The organism is Massilia sp. 9096 (assembly GCF_000745265.1).
Taxonomy (GTDB): domain Bacteria; phylum Pseudomonadota; class Gammaproteobacteria; order Burkholderiales; family Burkholderiaceae_D; genus Telluria.
In genome coordinates this window covers 759,652-775,707 of sequence record NZ_JQNN01000001.1, presented here as the reverse complement: position 1 = coordinate 775,707, position 16,056 = coordinate 759,652, and the positions used below count along the sequence as shown (strand labels likewise).

Here is a 16,056-nt window from a genome sequence, read left to right as displayed (position 1 = left end):
CCCCGGGCCGCCCCGGCTTTGCCCCGCCCTCATGAGCGCGGCCGCGGCGGCAGGCGCATGCTAGAGTAGCGGTATGCTCGAACTCGTCAATCTCAGCAAGTCCTATGGCGGCCGCACCGTGCTGGCCAGCCTGTCGCACCGCTTCCAGCCCGGCGAGTTCGTCGCCATCATGGGCGAATCGGGCGTCGGCAAGTCGACCCTGCTCAATCTGATCGCAGGCCTGGACACCCCCGATTCCGGCCAGGTCGTGGTAGACGGCACGCCGATGTCCGCCCTCGACGACGAAGCCGCCACGCGCTTGCGGCGCACGCGCATGGGCTTCATCTTCCAGGCCTTCCACGCGCTGCCGCACCTGACGCTGGCGCAGAACGTGGCGCTGCCGCTGCTGCTGAACGGCGCCGCCGACGATGGACGCGCCGGGGCGATGCTGGACGCGGTCGGCCTGGCCGGGCGCGGCCGCGACTTCCCGCGCCAGCTGTCCGGCGGCGAGCTGCAGCGCGTGGCGATCGCGCGCGCGCTGGTGCATCGCCCGGCCCTGCTGCTGGCCGACGAACCGACCGGGAACCTCGACCCGGAAACCGCCGACAGCATCCTGCACCTGCTGCGCGCCGAGATCAAGGCCAGCGGCGCCGGCGCCATCATGGTGACCCATTCGCATGCCGCCGCCGCGCTCGCCGACCATACCCTGCTGCTGACCCGCGCCGGACTGAAACCGGCCTAGTTCCGCGAAGAAAGCCGCACATTCCAAGAAGAAAGATGCACGTTATGCAGTTTTAATCATGAACAGTGCGTCAAATTCGTCGAGACCGTAGTAGCATTCCAACAAACCCGGCGCACAAAGGTTTTCGACAGGACGTCGAGATCCTAAAAGATCATTGTCGGGCTTCTTCTCCAAAACAGTCGGCCTGTCTTGAATGTTCATCCAATACGGAGAAAATTCATGAGCGTACGGCAGAAAAAACAGGAGTTGCTCGAGGCCATGCACCGCGCCCGGGCAATGGAGCCATCGGCGTTTGTCCCGAACAAACTGCTTGATACTTTGATCCAACGCATGCAGCTGAAAAACGATGCGGAGCTCTGCCGCGTCCTCGAAGTCCAGCCGCCCATCATCAGCAAGATCCGGCACCGCAAGCTGAACGTCGGCGCCACGATCCTGCTGCGCATGCACGAGAAATCGAACATCTCGATCCGCGAGCTGAAGGAGCTGACCGCCGAAGCGCGCGTGGCGCCGGCGGTGCGCAGCACGCCGCGCACCCACCACTGACGGCGCAGGCAGACCGGCTCATTCGCCGGGCGGACGGCCGGTCTTGAGCTGGGGCAGGCTGCCCAGCACCGTGCGCAGCGCCGTGATGTCGAGCTGGCCGAGCAAGGCCACGCCGATGCGCAGCAGCTCGCTCTTCTTGACCTCGAAGCCGGCCTGCAGGCAGGCCTGCTTGACCGCGCCCAGCACCGCGTATTCCTGCTCGGGCATGGTGAAGCTGTCGCGCACCAGCATCGGGCGCGGCGCGCCGGCCGCTTCCATGCGCGCTTCCTCGCGCGCGCGCCGGCCGAGCTGGGTGGCGGCCTGCTTGGCGGTCTTGACCGGCGCGGCTGCAACGGTCTTCGCAGCCGCCTTGGCGCGCGGCGCGGCGGGGGCAGCCGGCTTGGCCGCGGCCTTGCCGGCGGCTTTGGCGGCGGTCTTGGCGGCCGGCTTGGCGGCGCTCGAGACGCCAGCGCGGGCGGCCTTGCCGGCGGCCGGCTTGGCGGCCGGCTTTGCAGCCGTGGCCTTGGCCGTGGTGGTCTTGGCCGGGGTGCTGCGTTGTGCGGCCGGCTTGGCCGCGGCTTGTGCCGGTGCTGCTTTGGCGGCGCTGGTTCTCGCCATGGGTGACTCCATCGTGAAACAAACCAAACAGTATAGTCGGTTCGCTCGACGCCCGGAAGCCGCGCACTGTTGCTGCGCGATGAACACGCCGCTCACCTGCTCGAAGGCCGCGCTGACGCACGGTTGTCGCCGCCTTCGGTTCGCGTTTGCGCCAGCACAAAACTCTGACGGCCTCCACCGATAAATTGGCCTTTTGCGCGAATGGAGGCGCCATGCACAAACGCTGCTACATCACCCTGGGCGCCGGCACCGATGCCGGCGGCAAGGTCGCCACGGCCAGTTCCAGCGTGTCGCTGGACGGCGTCCCGCGCGCGCTCGAGGGCGACCTGGTCGATTGTCCCAACTGTCACGCCCAGGGCAGGATCGCCTGCGACGGCCCGCGCCTGAAGGCCAGCGAAGACGGCCGCCGCCCGGCGCTCGAGGACGATTTGTGCCTGTGCCGGTGCAGCCCGGCGCCGCGCCTGGTGGCCAACCAGGAACGCTATCGCCAATGGGTCAGCGACGAGCTGGTTTGAGGCTGCAGCGCGGCGGTCTGGCGGCTCAGCGCGCGCGCCGGTCGGCCGCATCGCCCTGCGCGGCCAGCGCTTCGGCGTGGACCAGCGTCTGCCCACCGGCGCCGCTGCCCGCGCCGCTTGCCCCGACCTCGTCGGGCTGGTCGGCGTCCGAGGCGTCCGGCGCAGCCGGCGGCGGCGCCAGCTCGACGCGGTTGCGTCCCAGCGCCTTGGCCGCACGCAGCGCGTCCTCGGCGCGCGCCAGCAGCGTCACGGTGCTGTCGTCGGCGCGCAGGGTCGTGACGCCGAAGCTGGCCGTCAGCGCGATCAGCGCACGCTCGGTCTTGACGCGCCGGTCCTCGATCGCGGCGCGCATGCGTTCGGCGACCAGGGCGGCATCCTGCAGGCTGGTGCGCGGCAGCAGGATCGCGAATTCGACACCGACCAGGCGGCCCAGCTGGTCGCTGTCGCGCAACTGGCGCTTGCAGGCGTCGAGCAGATCGAGCAGCACGGCATCGCCGGCCGCGTGGCCGTAGCCGTCGTTGATGCGCTTGAAGCTGTCGAGGTCGAACAGCACCAGCGCAGTCGGCGGGCCGGGTCGGCGCGCCAGCGCCATCCACGGCGCCAGCAGCTGGAAGAAGCCGCGCCGGTTGGGCACGTTCGAGATCGGATCGAGCACTTCGGCGCGCGCCAGCTCGCCCTGCAGGCGTTCGCGTCCCAGCAGCAGCCAGCCGAAGCCGCCCACCAGCATCAACAGATACAAGGCGCCGCTGTGCAGCTGGCGCAGCATGTCGTTGCTCATCCAGCCCCAGCCGGCCGGCGACAGCATCACCAGCGCGCCGCGTGCGCCGACCAGGAAGGCCAGCCAGCCGGTCGCCACCGCCAGGAAGCGGCGCAGCATCGATGCCTCGCTCCAGCCGCGCGCCAGCGCGACGCTGGCGGCCAGATAGGAAACACCGAGGATCAGGGACGTCGCCAGCGCGCGCATCCCGAGCCCGACCGGATCGGCCAGGTAGCACAGCAGGAACACCAGGATGGCCACGCCCAGCAGCGGCGCGACGACGCGGCGCCAGCGCCCGAAGCCGGCGCGTTCCCATTGCGCTCCGGCTTCCCAGGCGACGCCGGCGAACACCAGGCCGTAGGCGGCCGGCAGCGCCAGCCATTCGGGCACCACGCCCGCCACGCCGATCGCCAGCAGCAGCCAGCCGGCCGCCTGCATCTGGCGCGACCAGCCCCAGGCCGACAGCGCCGCCGGGCGACCGTCCGCCTGTTCAAAGAAAAAAAGCACGGCGCACAGGGCCAGGTTGCCCAGCGCCAGCGCCACTACCATCGTGGTCGAGTCCATGGAGCCAGCTTATCAGAAACTCATCGCCGCCAACAAGACGCCGGGCCGGCTGCCCGTTTCGGGTAGACTGCCGCCATGCCCAGCCGCCGACCCGCGCCGCCCGCCGCACCATCCGGCCCACTTTCCGTTTCGAGCCGCCCTGCCGCGCCGCTGGTGCGCACGCGCGGCAACCGGCGCACGCTCGAATTCGCCCCCGGCGACATCCAGGCGGAAATGCTGCTTTCGCGCCCGCACGCGCTGGCGCTCGCGTACACGCGCGCGATGATGTGCTTTGCGCTGTTCGCGCCCGACCCGCGCCACATCGTGATGGTCGGCCTGGGCGGCGGCTCGCTCGCCAAATTCTGCCATCGCCATTTTCCGCGCGCGCGCATCACCGTGCTCGAACTGCGCGCCGACGTGATCGCCCTGCGCGACCAGTTCCGGGTGCCGCCCGACGACGGGCGCTTCCAGGTCGTGCACGCCGATGCCGCGCACTGGCTGGCGCGCATGCCTCAGCTGGCCGACGTACTGCTGCTGGACGGCTTCGACGAGGACGGCTTGCCCGAGGCGCTGGCCAATCCGGGCTTTTATCACGACTGCCGGCGCGTGCTGCGCGACGGCGGGGTGCTGGTCGCCAACGTGTTCACTTACGATCCGCGCTACCGTGGCGTGCTGGAAGACCTGGCGCGCGTGTTCGACGGCCGCACTTGCTGGATCGGCAAGGCAGCCGGCAACAACCGCATCGTCTACGCCTTGAAGTCGCCGCCGGCGGACGGGCGCGCGTCGCGCCTGCAGCGCCTGCTGGCGCGCCGGCCCGGCCTGGGCCTCGGCCCCCTCGACGCTCTTGCTGTGCGCGCGGTGCTGGCCTGGATCGCGGCGCGATCTGTATTCACGCGGCCACAGTAACGCCGGTTCGGACCCCTGCACGCGGGCGAATTGTTTGCGGAAAGCACGGCTTCATGACACACTGGCGCGTCAGATCATGCCCTCACGCAAGCTTTATTGAACATTAATACAGACCCGATGCCTCGCCGCCGTTCGCCGTTTTCGCTCACGCTGGCCGCCGCCCTCACCCTCGGCGGCGGCCTGGCTGCGACCGCCGTGCTGGCGGCGTCGGTCGAGCGGCTCGAGCTGGACCGGCAGGCGCTGCTGGCCGGCGGCGCCGTGTCGACGCTGCTGTTGACGGCCTTCGTGCAAGCCGCCGGCGCACGCGCGCGCAAGGTGCTGGAACTGGTGCGCGAGCGCACGGCCGACCTCAAACACAGCAACCAGAAACTGATCGACGACGTCATCGCGCGCCGGCGCACCGAAAAGGCGCTGCAGGAGAGCGAGCAGCGCTTCCGCCAGCTGGTCGCGATGTCGTCCGACTGGTACTGGGAGCAGGACGCGGCATTGCGCTTCACCGTCATGACCGGCGACTTCACGGAAAAAGCCGGTGTCGGCATGGCCCGTTTCATCGGCCAGACGCGCTGGGAAATCGTACCGAACCTGCTCGACAGCGAGGCCGGGCGCGCGCACAAGGCGGCGCTGGACGCGCACCAGCCGTTCAAGAACTTCGAGTACCGCATCGTGGATGATGCCGGCGACGAGCGCTGGTTTTGCGTCAACGGCGAGCCGACCTTCGCCGAGGACGGCGTCTTCGCCGGCTACCGCGGCACCGGCAGCGACATCACCGCGCGCAAGATGACCGAGCAGCGCGTGCACCACGTCGCCCAGCACGACGCGCTGACCGGCCTGCCGAACCGCTCGCTGCTGCAGGACCGCCTGTGCCAGGCCGTGGCCTACGCCGGCCGCAGCGGCCACCCGGTGTGGGTGATGCTGATCGACCTGGACCGCTTCAAGTTCGTCAACGACAGCATGGGCCACAAGGCCGGCGACGTGCTCCTGATGACGGTGGCGGCGCGCCTGCGCGCGAGCCTGCGCGACAGCGACACCGTGGCGCGCTTGTCCGGCGACGAATTCGTGGCGATCCTGTCCGGGCACGCCGACCAGCCGCTCACGACCGAGATCGTGCAGCGCGTGATGGATTCGGTGGCGCAGCCGGTCATGCTCGGCGCCAAGGAATTCTTCGTCACCTGCAGCATCGGCGTGGCCGCCTACCCGAGCGACGGCACGCCCGCCGACAGCCTGATCGAGCACGCCGACATCGCCATGTACCGCGCCAAGAAGCTGGGCCGCAACAACTTCCAGTTCTATACGCCGGCGATGAACGAGGAATCGCAGGAACGCGTGCGCATCGAAAGCGCGCTGCGCAATGCGCTGGAACGCAACGAATTCGTGCTGCACTACCAGCCGCAGGTCGACCTCAAGAGCGGGCGCATCGTCGGCATGGAAGCGCTGATCCGCTGGAAGCACCCGGAACTGGGCATGGTGCCGCCCGCGCGCTTCATCGGCATCGCCGAGGAAACCGGCTTGATCGTCCCGATCGGCGCCTGGGTGATGCGCACCGCGGCCGCCCAGAACAAGGCCTGGCAGGACGCTGGCCTGGGGCCACTGCGGGTGGCGGTCAATTTATCGGCACGCCAGTTCGGCGCCGCCGACCTGGTGCCCGGCATCGAGCGGGTGCTGCGCGACACCGGCCTCGATCCGGCCTGCCTGGAGCTGGAGCTGACCGAAAGCCTGTTCATGAGCGACGTCACACCGGCGGTCGAACTGCTGCACCGGATGAAGTCGCTGGGGATCCAGCTTTCCATCGACGACTTCGGCACCGGCTACTCGAGCTTTTCCTACCTGTCGCGTTTCCCGATCGACGTGCTGAAGATCGACCGCTCGTTCGTCAACGACCTCCAGCACGACGCCAACGACGCCGCGATCGTGGCGTCGATCATCGCGCTGGCGCACAACCTGCGGCTGTCGGTGATCGCGGAAGGCGTGGAAACCGCCGAGCAGCTCGACTACCTGCGCCACCAGGGCTGCGACGAAATGCAGGGGTATTACTTCAGTCGGCCGCTGCCGGTGCACGAGTTCGAGCAATTGCTGCGCCAGCAGCGCACCCTGGCCTCCCAGGAAGACGAGCCGCAAGCGGCGGCCGCCTGATCTTGTGTTGTGTCAACCTTGCCTGATGGTAATTATTGGTTCGCCTTTTCAAACTACAATTTCTTGTAGCCTAAAATATATCGTTCCCATACAATTGCCGGAAACAGCCTTTGGCAATAATTAGTTACCGTCCAAACATAAGGAATGACATGAACATGCAGTTCGCCACCCAGATCGTGCGTAAGCCGCGTACCGACATGCGTACGCGTGACCTGGTCAACCAGGCCGTCGCCTCGATTCCAACCCTCGGCCTGCAGCGCGCCGCCGAATTCCTGGCCGCGATGAACGTGCCGGCCGAGATCGCCGTACGCACGCTGGTCTACCCGGACCGCCGCCGTAACGGCTGACGCGCGCAGCGGCCCGCGCCGGCTCACCGGCGCAGGCCTGGGTTTTCGTCGATTGAGTTCGATCAGCGCTGCGGTTCTTGCGCGCTGATGTCGGCCAGGGATTCGCGTCCGCGCGCGGTCAGTTCGAAACCACCCTCGGCGCGTGCGGCGATATGGGATTTGCGGCTCAGGAATTGGGCGACGTCGTCGTCAAGCTGGGCGGCCGGGTCGGCGTCCAGCGCGCGCAGCGCGATCACGCAGCGGCGCAGGAACAGCACTTCCTGGCCTTTGTCGGTCAGCGACAGGCTGCCGTTGCGCGCATATTGCACCAGCTTGAGGCCGGACAGGCGCTTGGCATTGCGGCCGACGCAGGCGTTGACGCGGTCGTTCTTGGCGCCGCGGCGAATCCACTCTAGGGCATCGTACTCGTCGCCCGTCAGTTTTTCATTCTTCATTACCAGTTTCCAGACACAAAGTCCGCCATGGTAAAGCCGTGGCCCCGGTCCGGCAAGTCATGCGACGTTTACCTTGCCGGCGCTTCCCTGAATGCACGTACCGCCACCCAGACCAGGCCGGCGCCCGCCAGCACGCCCAGCGCCAACGCTGCCTGCATGCGGCGCGAGTCCAGCAGCGCATTGCGGCCGAGGGGGATCTTGTTGTACAAGGTGGTGCTCATGCTGTTCTCTCCAAGGTCGTTGGCCGTCGTGGCCATATGGCATTATAAAAAAAGTTTCCAATTTACTTATGTGCGGTGTCGTACACAAGCATCGAATGTGTCCAACTAGCAACCAGATCGCCTGCATGGTGCAGCCGGTGCCGGGCGCCTATTGCGCGCCGGGCGCAAAAGCTCGCTGTTAGGATTGTCTCAAACTTACCAGCAAGGAGAACACGATGCCTACCTCAAACACCAAACCCGATACGGCCTCGAACGGCGCCGGCATGCAGCACGAAGCCGACGTCGGCAGCGGCGAGCGCTCGCCGGGCCAGCAGGAAACCGACCAGATGATCAAGGAAATCCCGCCGGTCGGCAACCTGCAGGAAGGTCAGCCGGGCAGCCAGCAATCCGAAGGCGGCGCCAAGCCCTGACGGGGCGGTTCCTGGCATGACCGAGACCCCGGCAAGCGCCGGGGTTTTCGTTTTGCACCCACCCAGGCCTTCACGCCGCCTTGACCGGAGGCTCGGGAAAATCCGGCTCCTCGACCGGCGCGCGCGCGGGCGCGGGCACGTCGTCGGGATCCGGGCTCGGCTGAGACGGCGGCAGATCGGGGTCGGGCGTGCTGTGCGCTTTCTGTTCCATGCTCATGCGTTATCCTCCTGAAAGGCGATGACGGCGCGGCGTCCAGCCGCGGCCGTCATCGCTTCGGACTTACTTGCCTTCCTTCTGCTTCGCGCCGCCGCCGGCGCCATGGTTGGTGCCGGCCTTGACCGTGGCCTTGGCATTGTGGCTGCTCTTGTCGACGTTGACGCCGGCGCGCTTCTTGGCCAGCTCGTCTTCGGAAAGATTGTCCGATTGCTTGTTCTGGGTACCGGTCGATTTCGATTGAGTCATAGCAATTCTCCTTGGCAAATAGCTTCATGATTAAGCGATAGCGCTTTCATTCAGCCTAGCACGGATGAACCGGCGAAGCGTTCAATCGTGCGCCCGGGCAGGCGTTTGCTATAGTGACGCTTTGTCAACCCGCCCTTCTACCCAATCCGCCCATGTCGCCCCGCCTGCTTCCCCTGATCCTTGCCGCCGGATGCGCCGGCGCCGCCCACTCCGGCGCCTCGCACGGCGCCACCCCGATGAAGCTGGCCGACTACATGGCCTTGAACGGCCCGGCGCCCACTGCAAAGTTTGCCTACGGCACGGCGCCGTCGCAGTACGCCGAACTGTTCCTGCCGTCCGGCCAGGGGCCGTTCCCGGTCGCGGTGCTGGTGCACGGCGGCTGCTGGACGAAGGAGTTCGGTGGCATCACCCAGCTGCGCAGCATGGCCGGCGCGCTGGCGGCGCGCGGGATCGCATCGTGGAATGTGGAATACCGCCGCGTCGACGAGGCCGGCGGCGGCTATCCCGGCACCTACCAGGACATGAACGCGGCGATGGCCACCCTCGGCCAGACCGCGCGCAGCTATCCGCTCGACCTCGCTCGCCTGGTCGCCGTCGGTCACTCGGCCGGCGGCCAATTGGTGCAATGGCTGGGCGCGCGATCGCGCATCCCCGCGTCCAGTCCTTTGTACCGCGCCGGGACGGTGCCGGTGCGCCAGGTGATCAGCCTGGGCGGCCTGGCCGACCTGCGGCGCGAAAAGGACGTCATCAAGTCGAGCTGCGAGCGCGACATCGTCGACCTGACCGGCGTCGCCAGCAAGGCGCGCCCGGACGTGTTTTCCGACACCAACGCCGGCGACCTGATGCCCAACGGCGGCCGCACGGTCTTGATCACCGGCGAGCTCGACACGATTTCGCCGCCGCGCGTGGCCCACGATTTCGCGGCTAGAGCACGCGCCGCGGGCGACGAGGCCGAGGTGGTGATCCTGCCCGGCGCCAGCCACTACGACGAAGTCGCGCCGAGCTCGCCGTCCTGGCCGCTGGTGCTCGAGCAGATCGAACAAGCGCTGCAGGTCGAAAAGCCCGCCCACAAGGCGCAGTAACAAGACGCGATAAGGCCGCCTCAGTCGGGAAGCACGATGCGCCTGGCCAGGCGCTGCTCGAGCGTCGCATCGCCTTGCGCCACCGCGACGCAAGGCAGAACATAGCCCTCGCGTTTCTCGTCGACCGAGAGACCGGGCCATTCGACCAGGTAGCGCACGCTGCCCTGGCGCAGGCGGCAGATGCAGGCGCGGCAGATGCCGTTGCGGCAGGAGCTCGGCAGCTCGATGCCGGCCTGCTCCGCCGCCTGCAGCAGCGTCGCGCCTTCCGGGGCGTCGAAGGTCCAGCCGGACGGCTCCAGCGTGATCGTGGTCGAAGACATGCGCCCATTGTACCCGGGCGGCATGAGTTCGTTTCCGCACAGACCCTATCCCTGCGCAGTTCTACGCTGAAGTTTCCAATCGTTAGGATTCAAAAGCGAGCAGGTATGCATATCCACACCCGACCCCTATCCCTGTCGATCGCCCTGGCGACCGCCATTGCCGCCCTTCCCGCGCTCGCGCGTCCGACCCAGGCTGCCAAGCCTGCTCCGGCGGTGCAAACCGCACCGGCCGCCCAGGCGGCGTCCGCCCAACCGCGCATCGACAACGCCCCGGCGCCGCAAGCCATGGCCGCGCCGGCCCAGCATCCGGTCCAGGTCCCGGCCGGCGCCCAGCATGCGGCGCAGTTGCCGCCGAACGGCGTCGCCGACGCGGGCGCGGCCACCGCCGGCACGGACGCCAATGCGCCCAGCGCCGCGGAAACCGAACGCCTGCTGCGCGCCCAGGTGCTGCTCGACCGCTTTCACTTCTCGCCCGGCGAAATCGACGGCGCCTACGGCTCGAACATGCGCCAGGCCCTGGCCGGCTTCCAGAAAACGCACGACCTGCCGCCCAGCGGCAAGCTCGACGACGCCACCTGGACCGCGCTCAACGCGGACACGACGCCGACGCTGCTCGACTACACGCTGGCGGACGCCGACGTGGCCGGGCCATTCCGCCCGATCCCGGATGACATGATGGAAAAGGCCAAGCTGCCCGCGCTCGGCTACGCCACGCCGGAAGAAGGCCTGGGCGAAAAATTCCACGCCAGCCCGGCGCTGATCAAGCAGCTCAACCCGGGCAAGAACCTGGCGCGCGCCGGCGAGCAGATCCGCGTGCCGAACGTGGTCGGCACGCCGGCGCTGGCGCCGGCGGCGCGCGTCGTGGTCTCGAAAGACGCGCGCATCCTGATGCTGCAGGACGCGGCCGGCAAGCTGCTGGCCCAGTACCCGGCCTCGACCGGCAGCGAGCACGACCCGCTGCCGATCGGAGACTGGAAGATCACCGGCGTGGCGCGCAACCCGGTCTACCACTACAACCCCAAGCTGTTCTGGGACGCCCAGCCGGGCGACAAGTCGGCCACGGTGCCGGCCGGGCCGAACAATCCGGTCGGCGTGGCCTGGATGGACCTGTCCAAGCCGCACTACGGCATCCACGGCACGCCGGTTCCGGGCCTGGTGGGCAAGAGCGAATCGCACGGCTGCATCCGCCTGACCAACTGGAGCGCCGCCGAGGTGGCCGGGCTGGTGCATGCAGGGACGGATGTGGTGCTGCAGGAGTGACCCTGACAGCGATAGGCCTCACGCGCGCGCGTGAGAGCAGCTGGTTCTGACAACAAGATCAAAAGGAGAGCATGATGCGGGTAATTCTGAGCTTCGTCATCGGCGTGCTGGTCGGCGCCGGCGGCCTGTTTGCCTTGCTGCACCAGATGCCGGCTGAACCCGCCTCAAACGGCGACGTCCGCACCGGCTCGCTGCCGGCGCCGGCGCCCGGCCCGACGCTGGACGGCAAGCTGCCGCCCGCGCCACACGTCATGCCCGACCTCACCGAGCTCGATTTGCCGCTGCGCCCGGCGATCGGCGATACCGCGAGCGACGCCGGCGCGAACGCAGCCGCCGCGCCCGCTCTTCCCGAGGGCAAGCTGACGATGCCGGTCGAAGGCGTCGACATCGCCCAGGTCAGCGACACGTTCGACCAGTCGCGCGGCAATGCCCGCAACGGCGAGCGCCGCCACGAAGCGCTCGACATCATGGCCCCGCGCGGCGCCAAGGTGTTCGCCGCCGCCGACGGCAAGCTGGTTAAACTCTTTACCAGCAAACCGGGCGGCCTGACGCTGTACCAGTTCGACCCGAGCGAAAAATACGCCTATTACTACGCCCACCTCGACCGCTACGCCGACGGCGTGCAGGAAGGCCAGATGCTGCACAAGGGCGACCTGATCGGCTACGTCGGTTCGACCGGCAATGCCGACGCCAAGGCGCCGCATCTGCATTTCGCAGTGTTCGAGCTGACGCCCCAGAAGCAGTGGTGGCAGGGCACGCCGGTGGATCCGTATCCGCTGCTCAAACCCTGACCAAGGGGCCGCGCCGGCATGATTCGATGCGCCGGCGCCTGCCCGGGCCAGCCTGAACTAGCTCTGCCAGCGGCACCGACACGCTGCGCGCGTGTCTAAGATGCCACGGGGAAACATCGTTGTTCGGCAGGATTTCCTGAGTGCATGTATACTTGCAGCACTCCCGCATCGGCGTACGTCCTGATCGCCCGATGCCATCACCTGCCTGATTTTCCAATGAAATTACGTCAACTTGCCGTTTTCCTGGGCGGCTACGTGGTGACCGTCGTTGCCCTCGCCCGCATGGTCCACAGCTTTTCGGGCAGCACGTCGCCCGCCCTCATCGCCACCTGTCTCGCGATCGCCCTGGTGATCGGCTTCGGCGCCGGCACGTCGGAAACGGCCGCGCGCCATGGGACCGCCTTCGCGCTCGCGTCCTTTTCAGGCGCGCTCACGATCATGCTGTCGTTCTGCCTTGGCAAAGCCGGCATGGCCATCGCCGCCCTGCCCTACGTCTTTTTCTGGACGAATGCCGCCTGCATCGGCTTTCATGCGGCGCGCATGTGCCGCACCGTGCTGAACGCGCCTGCCGTCCAGTAAGCGCAGCCGGCGCCGCGTCTGAGCGCCCGGCCGACCGGCGCCTTGCCGGTGGCCCTGCCGATCAGCGCGCGCCGCGACGGCGCCGCAGCAGGCCAAACAGCGCCAGCCCTGCGATGCCGGCGCTGAACGCTTCCGGCTCCGGCACGTTCGACGCCGGATGCGCACTGTCCACACGCGTCAGCAGCAGGTCCTGGCAGCTGCCGTCCGCCTGGCAGCCGCGCGCCTCGATCTGGCCCTTGTCGTTGATCGCGCTGGCCCACTGCAAATTCCAGCCGGCAGCCGGATCGATCAGGCTGTTCAGGTCGGTCATCTGGCCGCCGCCGTACAGGAAAGCCTGCTTGACCACGCTACCGTCCGGGTCATAGGTCTCCAGGCCACCGACCACGTCCCCGGCATCGTCGATGTCGTAGGCGAAGCTCAGGGTCGCGCCCATCGTCCCGAGGTCGGTCATCGCACCGTTCGCGTACACGAAGGCGTGCGCCAGCGCATCGCCGGCCAGGTAAGCGACACCGGCGACCGTACCGCTGCCGTTCACGGCATAGGCCTGGCTGTTGGCGCCGCCCAAGGTACCGAGGTCGATCATCGTGCCGTTCGCATACGAAAACGCGTGCTGGCCGCCATTGGCCGCCAGCGAATAGCCGACGGCCAGGCCCTGGCCATTGATCGCAAGCGCCTCGCTGTATCCACCCGCGCCCACCAGGGTGCCGATGTCGACCAGTTTGCCGCCCTGCGTCATGAAGGCATGGAAGGTCGAGTCGGCCGACAGGTAGGCGGTGCCGACCACCGTGCCCGCATTGTTGATGCCGTTCGCATAGCTGCTCGATCCGCCCAGGGTACCGAGATCGGTCGCGGCGCCGTTGCCGTTGCCGTTGAAGACCGTGGCGTGGTCGCTGCCATCGCGCTGCGTCACCGTCCCGACGACCGTGCCGGCGTCGTTGATGCCATTGGCTCGGCTGGCGAGCGCACCCGCCGGGTCCAGGTTTGTCCGCGTACCGTTGCTGTAAACGTATGCCCTGGCCAACTGGTTGTTATCGTAAGCATAACCGGCAATCTGACCGCTGTTGTTCAGCGAACCCGTCACGTCCACGACGTAGGGACTGCTCAGCAGACCGACCGGGCTGATCGTATCGGTCGGCGCGGCGCTGGCGCCGTTCGAAACGGCGCCGAGAACGGCAAGCAGGAGACAGGACAAAGAGATCTTGCGGGGCATGATGGGGGGTCGGCTGAATTCGAAAGAATAAAATTCTAGCATTAAACCAGATGCAAGATAGATAGCTGCCTGTTAATTTCCGGCAACCTGCAACAGTTGATGACGCACAAAAAACCGGCCACGCGGGCCGGTCGAAGGGAAAACGCATGCATGCGGCAAAGTCATTCGTCGACGTCCGCTCCGACGTTGATGGCGGCGTACGCGCGCTGCACCGCGATCGATTCCTTGCCGCCCTTGCCATACAACTCTTCGGCCGCTTCGATCATCTTGGCGCGGGCGTCGGCGTAGTTGGTGCTGGACGTGAACTTGGTGGTGTTGGCGCGGAACCAGATCCGATACGCCTTGTCGAGGCCGATCCCGGTCATCGCCGCAGGCTGTTTCACCAGGTACTGGCTGAAGGTATCGCCGGCGCGGTCGCTGTTCGAACCCTGGGACAGGAAATAGAACATGCGGTTGTTCGGACCGCTGCTGTAATGCACGTCCAGGCGCTTGAGCGAGCTGCTCCAGGCGTCCGGGCTGCTGCCGTCCTTGCTTGGCCGGTACATCCAGCGCAGCGGCGTCGCATTCTTGCTGATCTCCTTGCCGAGTACCCAGTCGTTGCCGGTGAGCGGCACGCTGTCGCCCTTCCCGCCCGCGCGCGCGTAGGCCTCGACCGCTTCGCCGTTGATGTCCGACGACGATTCGTTCAGGCCGCCCGACTCGCCCGAATAGGTCAGGTTCGAGGTGGCGGCGGTGACGCCGTGCCCCATCTCGTGGCCGATCACGTCGATCGAACCCAGGCTGTTGAAGTCCGAGCCGTCGCCGATGAACATGCAGTGGCAGGTATCGCTGTAATAAGCGTTGTCGTAGGCGGTGTTGACGTGGGCGGCGATGTAGGTGGCGGTGTTGTGGCCATCGAGCGATTGCCAGTTGAACACGTTCTTGAGCGTGTCATAGGTGTTCATCAAGCCCCACATGGCGTTCACGGCCGCGGTCTGGCCGTTGGCATTGGTGGTCGAGCCGCCGGCCACGTACTGCTTGCCGTCGCCCCAGGTATTGCTGTCGTTGACGTAGACCGCGCCGGCGCTGGTGCCGTGGTTGGCGTTGGTGATCGCCATCGCGCCGAACTTGCCGCCGGTGCCGCGCGTGTCGTCGATCATCTTGTATTTGCCGTCGGCCAGCGTGGTGTTGATCGGCACGTCGCCGCTGTACTGGCTGTGGCCGACGCCGACCACGCTTTGCACCATGCTCCACTCGGCCAGGATGGCGCCGTCGCGCGCGCTGACCACGGTGTCGCGGAACAGCGGCCTGTCGCCGGCGTAGGCACGGGTGTGCACCAGGTAGGCCAGCTCATGATGATCGACCACGTCCTGCAGGTCGAGCGCGTTGAGCTCGGCCTCCGGCTTGTCGCGCGCGGCCGGCCCCCGTTCGCTGCGCATCACCGGCCAGACGATCAGCTCGGCGCGCGGCGCGGCGGCCGGTGTCAACATGCTACCGGCGGCGCGGGTCAAGGCCGCCAGCACCGCGTCGATCGCGGCCCTGGAGGTAATCGCCGGGGTCACGCTGAAGTCGGCAGCCGGGCCGTTGGCCGACGGGCTCGACTCGCCCCCGCTCGACTTGCCGAGGTCGGCGCGGCGGTCGGTCGCGGATTCGGACAGGATGCGTCCGCCCGCATCAAGCACCAGCACCGATTCCGAACCGAAGATCGGCACGCCCTTCCAGGTATGCGCCACGCGTGCGACCTGGGTGCCGTCGGGTCCCGGATGGTGGACCAGCACCTGGAAACCGTGGCGCGCGTCGATGCCGCGTGCGGCGCGGCGTGCTTCCAGCTGGGCGAGCAGCGCTGCGCGCGCCTGGGCGCTGGGCACGACCAGCGCGCTCATGACGCCGGGGGCGGCCTGGGCGGCGGATACGATGGCCAAGCCCGATGCGGCGCATGCCAGCAGAGTCAGGAATAAACGGGGGAAAGGCTGAGGGATAGGCTGATTCATCACGTCTCCATGCACTTGATCCCGCAAGGCGGGGATTGCTCAAGTGTGAGACGAGCTTGATATCGGTAACTTGCTCAGGCGCAAAAAGCCCCACGGCGGCTCGCGACCGCCGTGAGGAAGATGGGAGTTACGCCGCGCCGGGGTGGCGCGGATGCTGCAATGTAGAGCGTCTAACAAAACCTTCAGGGCAAGGGATGCGGCCTACCGACGCATCGTCGACGACAGTACGCTAGTACGGCGAGACGATGCAACGCAGC

Annotated in this window: 20 protein-coding genes; 11 read left to right on the top strand and 9 right to left on the bottom strand. The window is 67.4% G+C overall.

Translation table 11 applies throughout. The annotated features are described in order from the left end of the window. Nucleotides 1–73: 73 nt before the first annotated feature. Together FA90_RS03405 and FA90_RS03400 are read left to right on the top strand one after the other, a co-directional pair. The gene (locus FA90_RS03405) at nt 74–721 is read left to right on the top strand and encodes an ABC transporter ATP-binding protein (protein WP_036165930.1); all 648 of its coding nucleotides are present in this window, start codon (nt 74–76) and stop codon (nt 719–721) included. Nucleotides 722–940: 219 nt separating this feature from the next. Beyond that, a complete protein-coding gene (locus FA90_RS03400) occupies nt 941–1,264 on the top strand; it encodes a hypothetical protein (RefSeq protein WP_051971367.1) in 324 nt (107 codons plus the stop codon). A gap of 18 nt (nt 1,265–1,282) precedes the next feature. Here FA90_RS03400 and FA90_RS26170 read toward each other — a convergent pair whose 3' ends face one another. Continuing rightward, the gene (locus tag FA90_RS26170; RefSeq protein WP_051971366.1) at nt 1,283–1,861 is read right to left on the bottom strand and encodes a hypothetical protein; all 579 of its coding nucleotides are present in this window, start codon (nt 1,859–1,861) and stop codon (nt 1,283–1,285) included. A 212-nt stretch (nt 1,862–2,073) separates the two neighbouring features. On the opposite strand from FA90_RS26170, the gene FA90_RS03390 reads away from it, so the two are divergent. Continuing rightward, the gene (locus FA90_RS03390; RefSeq protein ID WP_036165924.1) at nt 2,074–2,376 is read left to right on the top strand and encodes a PAAR domain-containing protein; all 303 of its coding nucleotides are present in this window, start codon (nt 2,074–2,076) and stop codon (nt 2,374–2,376) included. 25 nt (nt 2,377–2,401) lie between these two features. Here the strand turns inward: FA90_RS03390 and FA90_RS03385 are convergent, their stop codons facing one another. Continuing rightward, complete coding sequence (locus tag FA90_RS03385) at nt 2,402–3,697, bottom strand: diguanylate cyclase (RefSeq protein ID WP_081933611.1); 1,296 nt, start codon at nt 3,695–3,697, stop codon at nt 2,402–2,404. 75 nt (nt 3,698–3,772) lie between these two features. Between FA90_RS03385 and FA90_RS03380 the strand changes: the two genes are divergently transcribed. The 3 genes from FA90_RS03380 to FA90_RS03370 all read left to right on the top strand — a co-directional run bounded on the left by FA90_RS03380 (nt 3,773) and on the right by FA90_RS03370 (nt 7,059). Continuing rightward, complete coding sequence (locus FA90_RS03380; protein WP_156116567.1) at nt 3,773–4,582, top strand: fused MFS/spermidine synthase; 810 nt, start codon at nt 3,773–3,775, stop codon at nt 4,580–4,582. A gap of 117 nt (nt 4,583–4,699) precedes the next feature. After that, nucleotides 4,700–6,712, top strand: a complete 2,013-nt coding sequence (locus FA90_RS03375; protein ID WP_081933610.1) for a bifunctional diguanylate cyclase/phosphodiesterase — start codon at nt 4,700–4,702, stop codon at nt 6,710–6,712. 149 nt (nt 6,713–6,861) lie between these two features. Then, on the top strand, nt 6,862–7,059 hold the full coding sequence (locus FA90_RS03370) for a hypothetical protein (protein ID WP_036165921.1): 198 nt from the start codon (nt 6,862–6,864) through the stop codon (nt 7,057–7,059). A gap of 62 nt (nt 7,060–7,121) precedes the next feature. On the opposite strand, the gene FA90_RS03365 is transcribed toward FA90_RS03370, so the two are convergent. Together FA90_RS03365 and FA90_RS26865 are read right to left on the bottom strand one after the other, a co-directional pair. Further along, entirely contained in the window at nt 7,122–7,493 is a 372-nt protein-coding gene (locus FA90_RS03365) for a hypothetical protein (RefSeq protein ID WP_036165918.1), read from the bottom strand. Between the two features lie 68 nt (nt 7,494–7,561). Then, nucleotides 7,562–7,714 carry a hypothetical protein gene (locus FA90_RS26865; RefSeq protein ID WP_197065236.1) on the bottom strand — a complete coding sequence of 51 codons (153 nt, stop codon included), beginning with the start codon at nt 7,712–7,714 and terminating at the stop codon, nt 7,562–7,564. Nucleotides 7,715–7,929: 215 nt separating this feature from the next. Here FA90_RS26865 and FA90_RS03355 point away from each other — a divergent pair, with 215 nt between their 5' ends. Further along, a complete protein-coding gene (locus FA90_RS03355) occupies nt 7,930–8,124 on the top strand; it encodes a hypothetical protein (protein ID WP_036165912.1) in 195 nt (64 codons plus the stop codon). Nucleotides 8,125–8,194: 70 nt separating this feature from the next. Here FA90_RS03355 and FA90_RS26165 read toward each other — a convergent pair whose 3' ends face one another. Further along, on the bottom strand, nt 8,195–8,341 hold the full coding sequence (locus tag FA90_RS26165) for a hypothetical protein (RefSeq protein ID WP_156116566.1): 147 nt from the start codon (nt 8,339–8,341) through the stop codon (nt 8,195–8,197). Nucleotides 8,342–8,404: 63 nt separating this feature from the next. Continuing rightward, nucleotides 8,405–8,587, bottom strand: coding sequence for a hypothetical protein (locus FA90_RS03350; protein WP_036165910.1), 183 nt, complete (start codon nt 8,585–8,587; stop codon nt 8,405–8,407). Between the two features lie 152 nt (nt 8,588–8,739). Between FA90_RS03350 and FA90_RS03345 the strand changes: the two genes are divergently transcribed. Beyond that, the gene (locus FA90_RS03345) at nt 8,740–9,669 is read left to right on the top strand and encodes an alpha/beta hydrolase (RefSeq protein ID WP_036165908.1); all 930 of its coding nucleotides are present in this window, start codon (nt 8,740–8,742) and stop codon (nt 9,667–9,669) included. Between the two features lie 20 nt (nt 9,670–9,689). Here FA90_RS03345 and FA90_RS03340 read toward each other — a convergent pair whose 3' ends face one another. After that, a complete protein-coding gene (locus FA90_RS03340; RefSeq protein WP_036165906.1) occupies nt 9,690–9,989 on the bottom strand; it encodes a 2Fe-2S iron-sulfur cluster-binding protein in 300 nt (99 codons plus the stop codon). A gap of 105 nt (nt 9,990–10,094) precedes the next feature. Here FA90_RS03340 and FA90_RS03335 point away from each other — a divergent pair, with 105 nt between their 5' ends. The 3 genes from FA90_RS03335 (at nt 10,095) to FA90_RS03325 (ending at nt 12,619) form a co-directional block, all read left to right on the top strand. Then, nucleotides 10,095–11,249, top strand: coding sequence for a L,D-transpeptidase (locus tag FA90_RS03335; RefSeq protein WP_239700520.1), 1,155 nt, complete (start codon nt 10,095–10,097; stop codon nt 11,247–11,249). 71 nt (nt 11,250–11,320) lie between these two features. Further along, a complete protein-coding gene (locus FA90_RS03330; protein ID WP_239700519.1) occupies nt 11,321–12,040 on the top strand; it encodes a M23 family metallopeptidase in 720 nt (239 codons plus the stop codon). A 144-nt stretch (nt 12,041–12,184) separates the two neighbouring features. Then, nucleotides 12,185–12,619, top strand: coding sequence for a hypothetical protein (locus tag FA90_RS03325; RefSeq protein WP_156116565.1), 435 nt, complete (start codon nt 12,185–12,187; stop codon nt 12,617–12,619). A 61-nt stretch (nt 12,620–12,680) separates the two neighbouring features. Here FA90_RS03325 and FA90_RS03320 read toward each other — a convergent pair whose 3' ends face one another. Continuing rightward, nucleotides 12,681–13,829, bottom strand: a complete 1,149-nt coding sequence (locus tag FA90_RS03320; protein ID WP_051971365.1) for an HAF repeat-containing protein — start codon at nt 13,827–13,829, stop codon at nt 12,681–12,683. A 161-nt stretch (nt 13,830–13,990) separates the two neighbouring features. Continuing rightward, a complete protein-coding gene (locus tag FA90_RS03315; protein WP_036173907.1) occupies nt 13,991–15,691 on the bottom strand; it encodes a M4 family metallopeptidase in 1,701 nt (566 codons plus the stop codon). Nucleotides 15,692–16,056 lie beyond the last annotated feature (365 nt).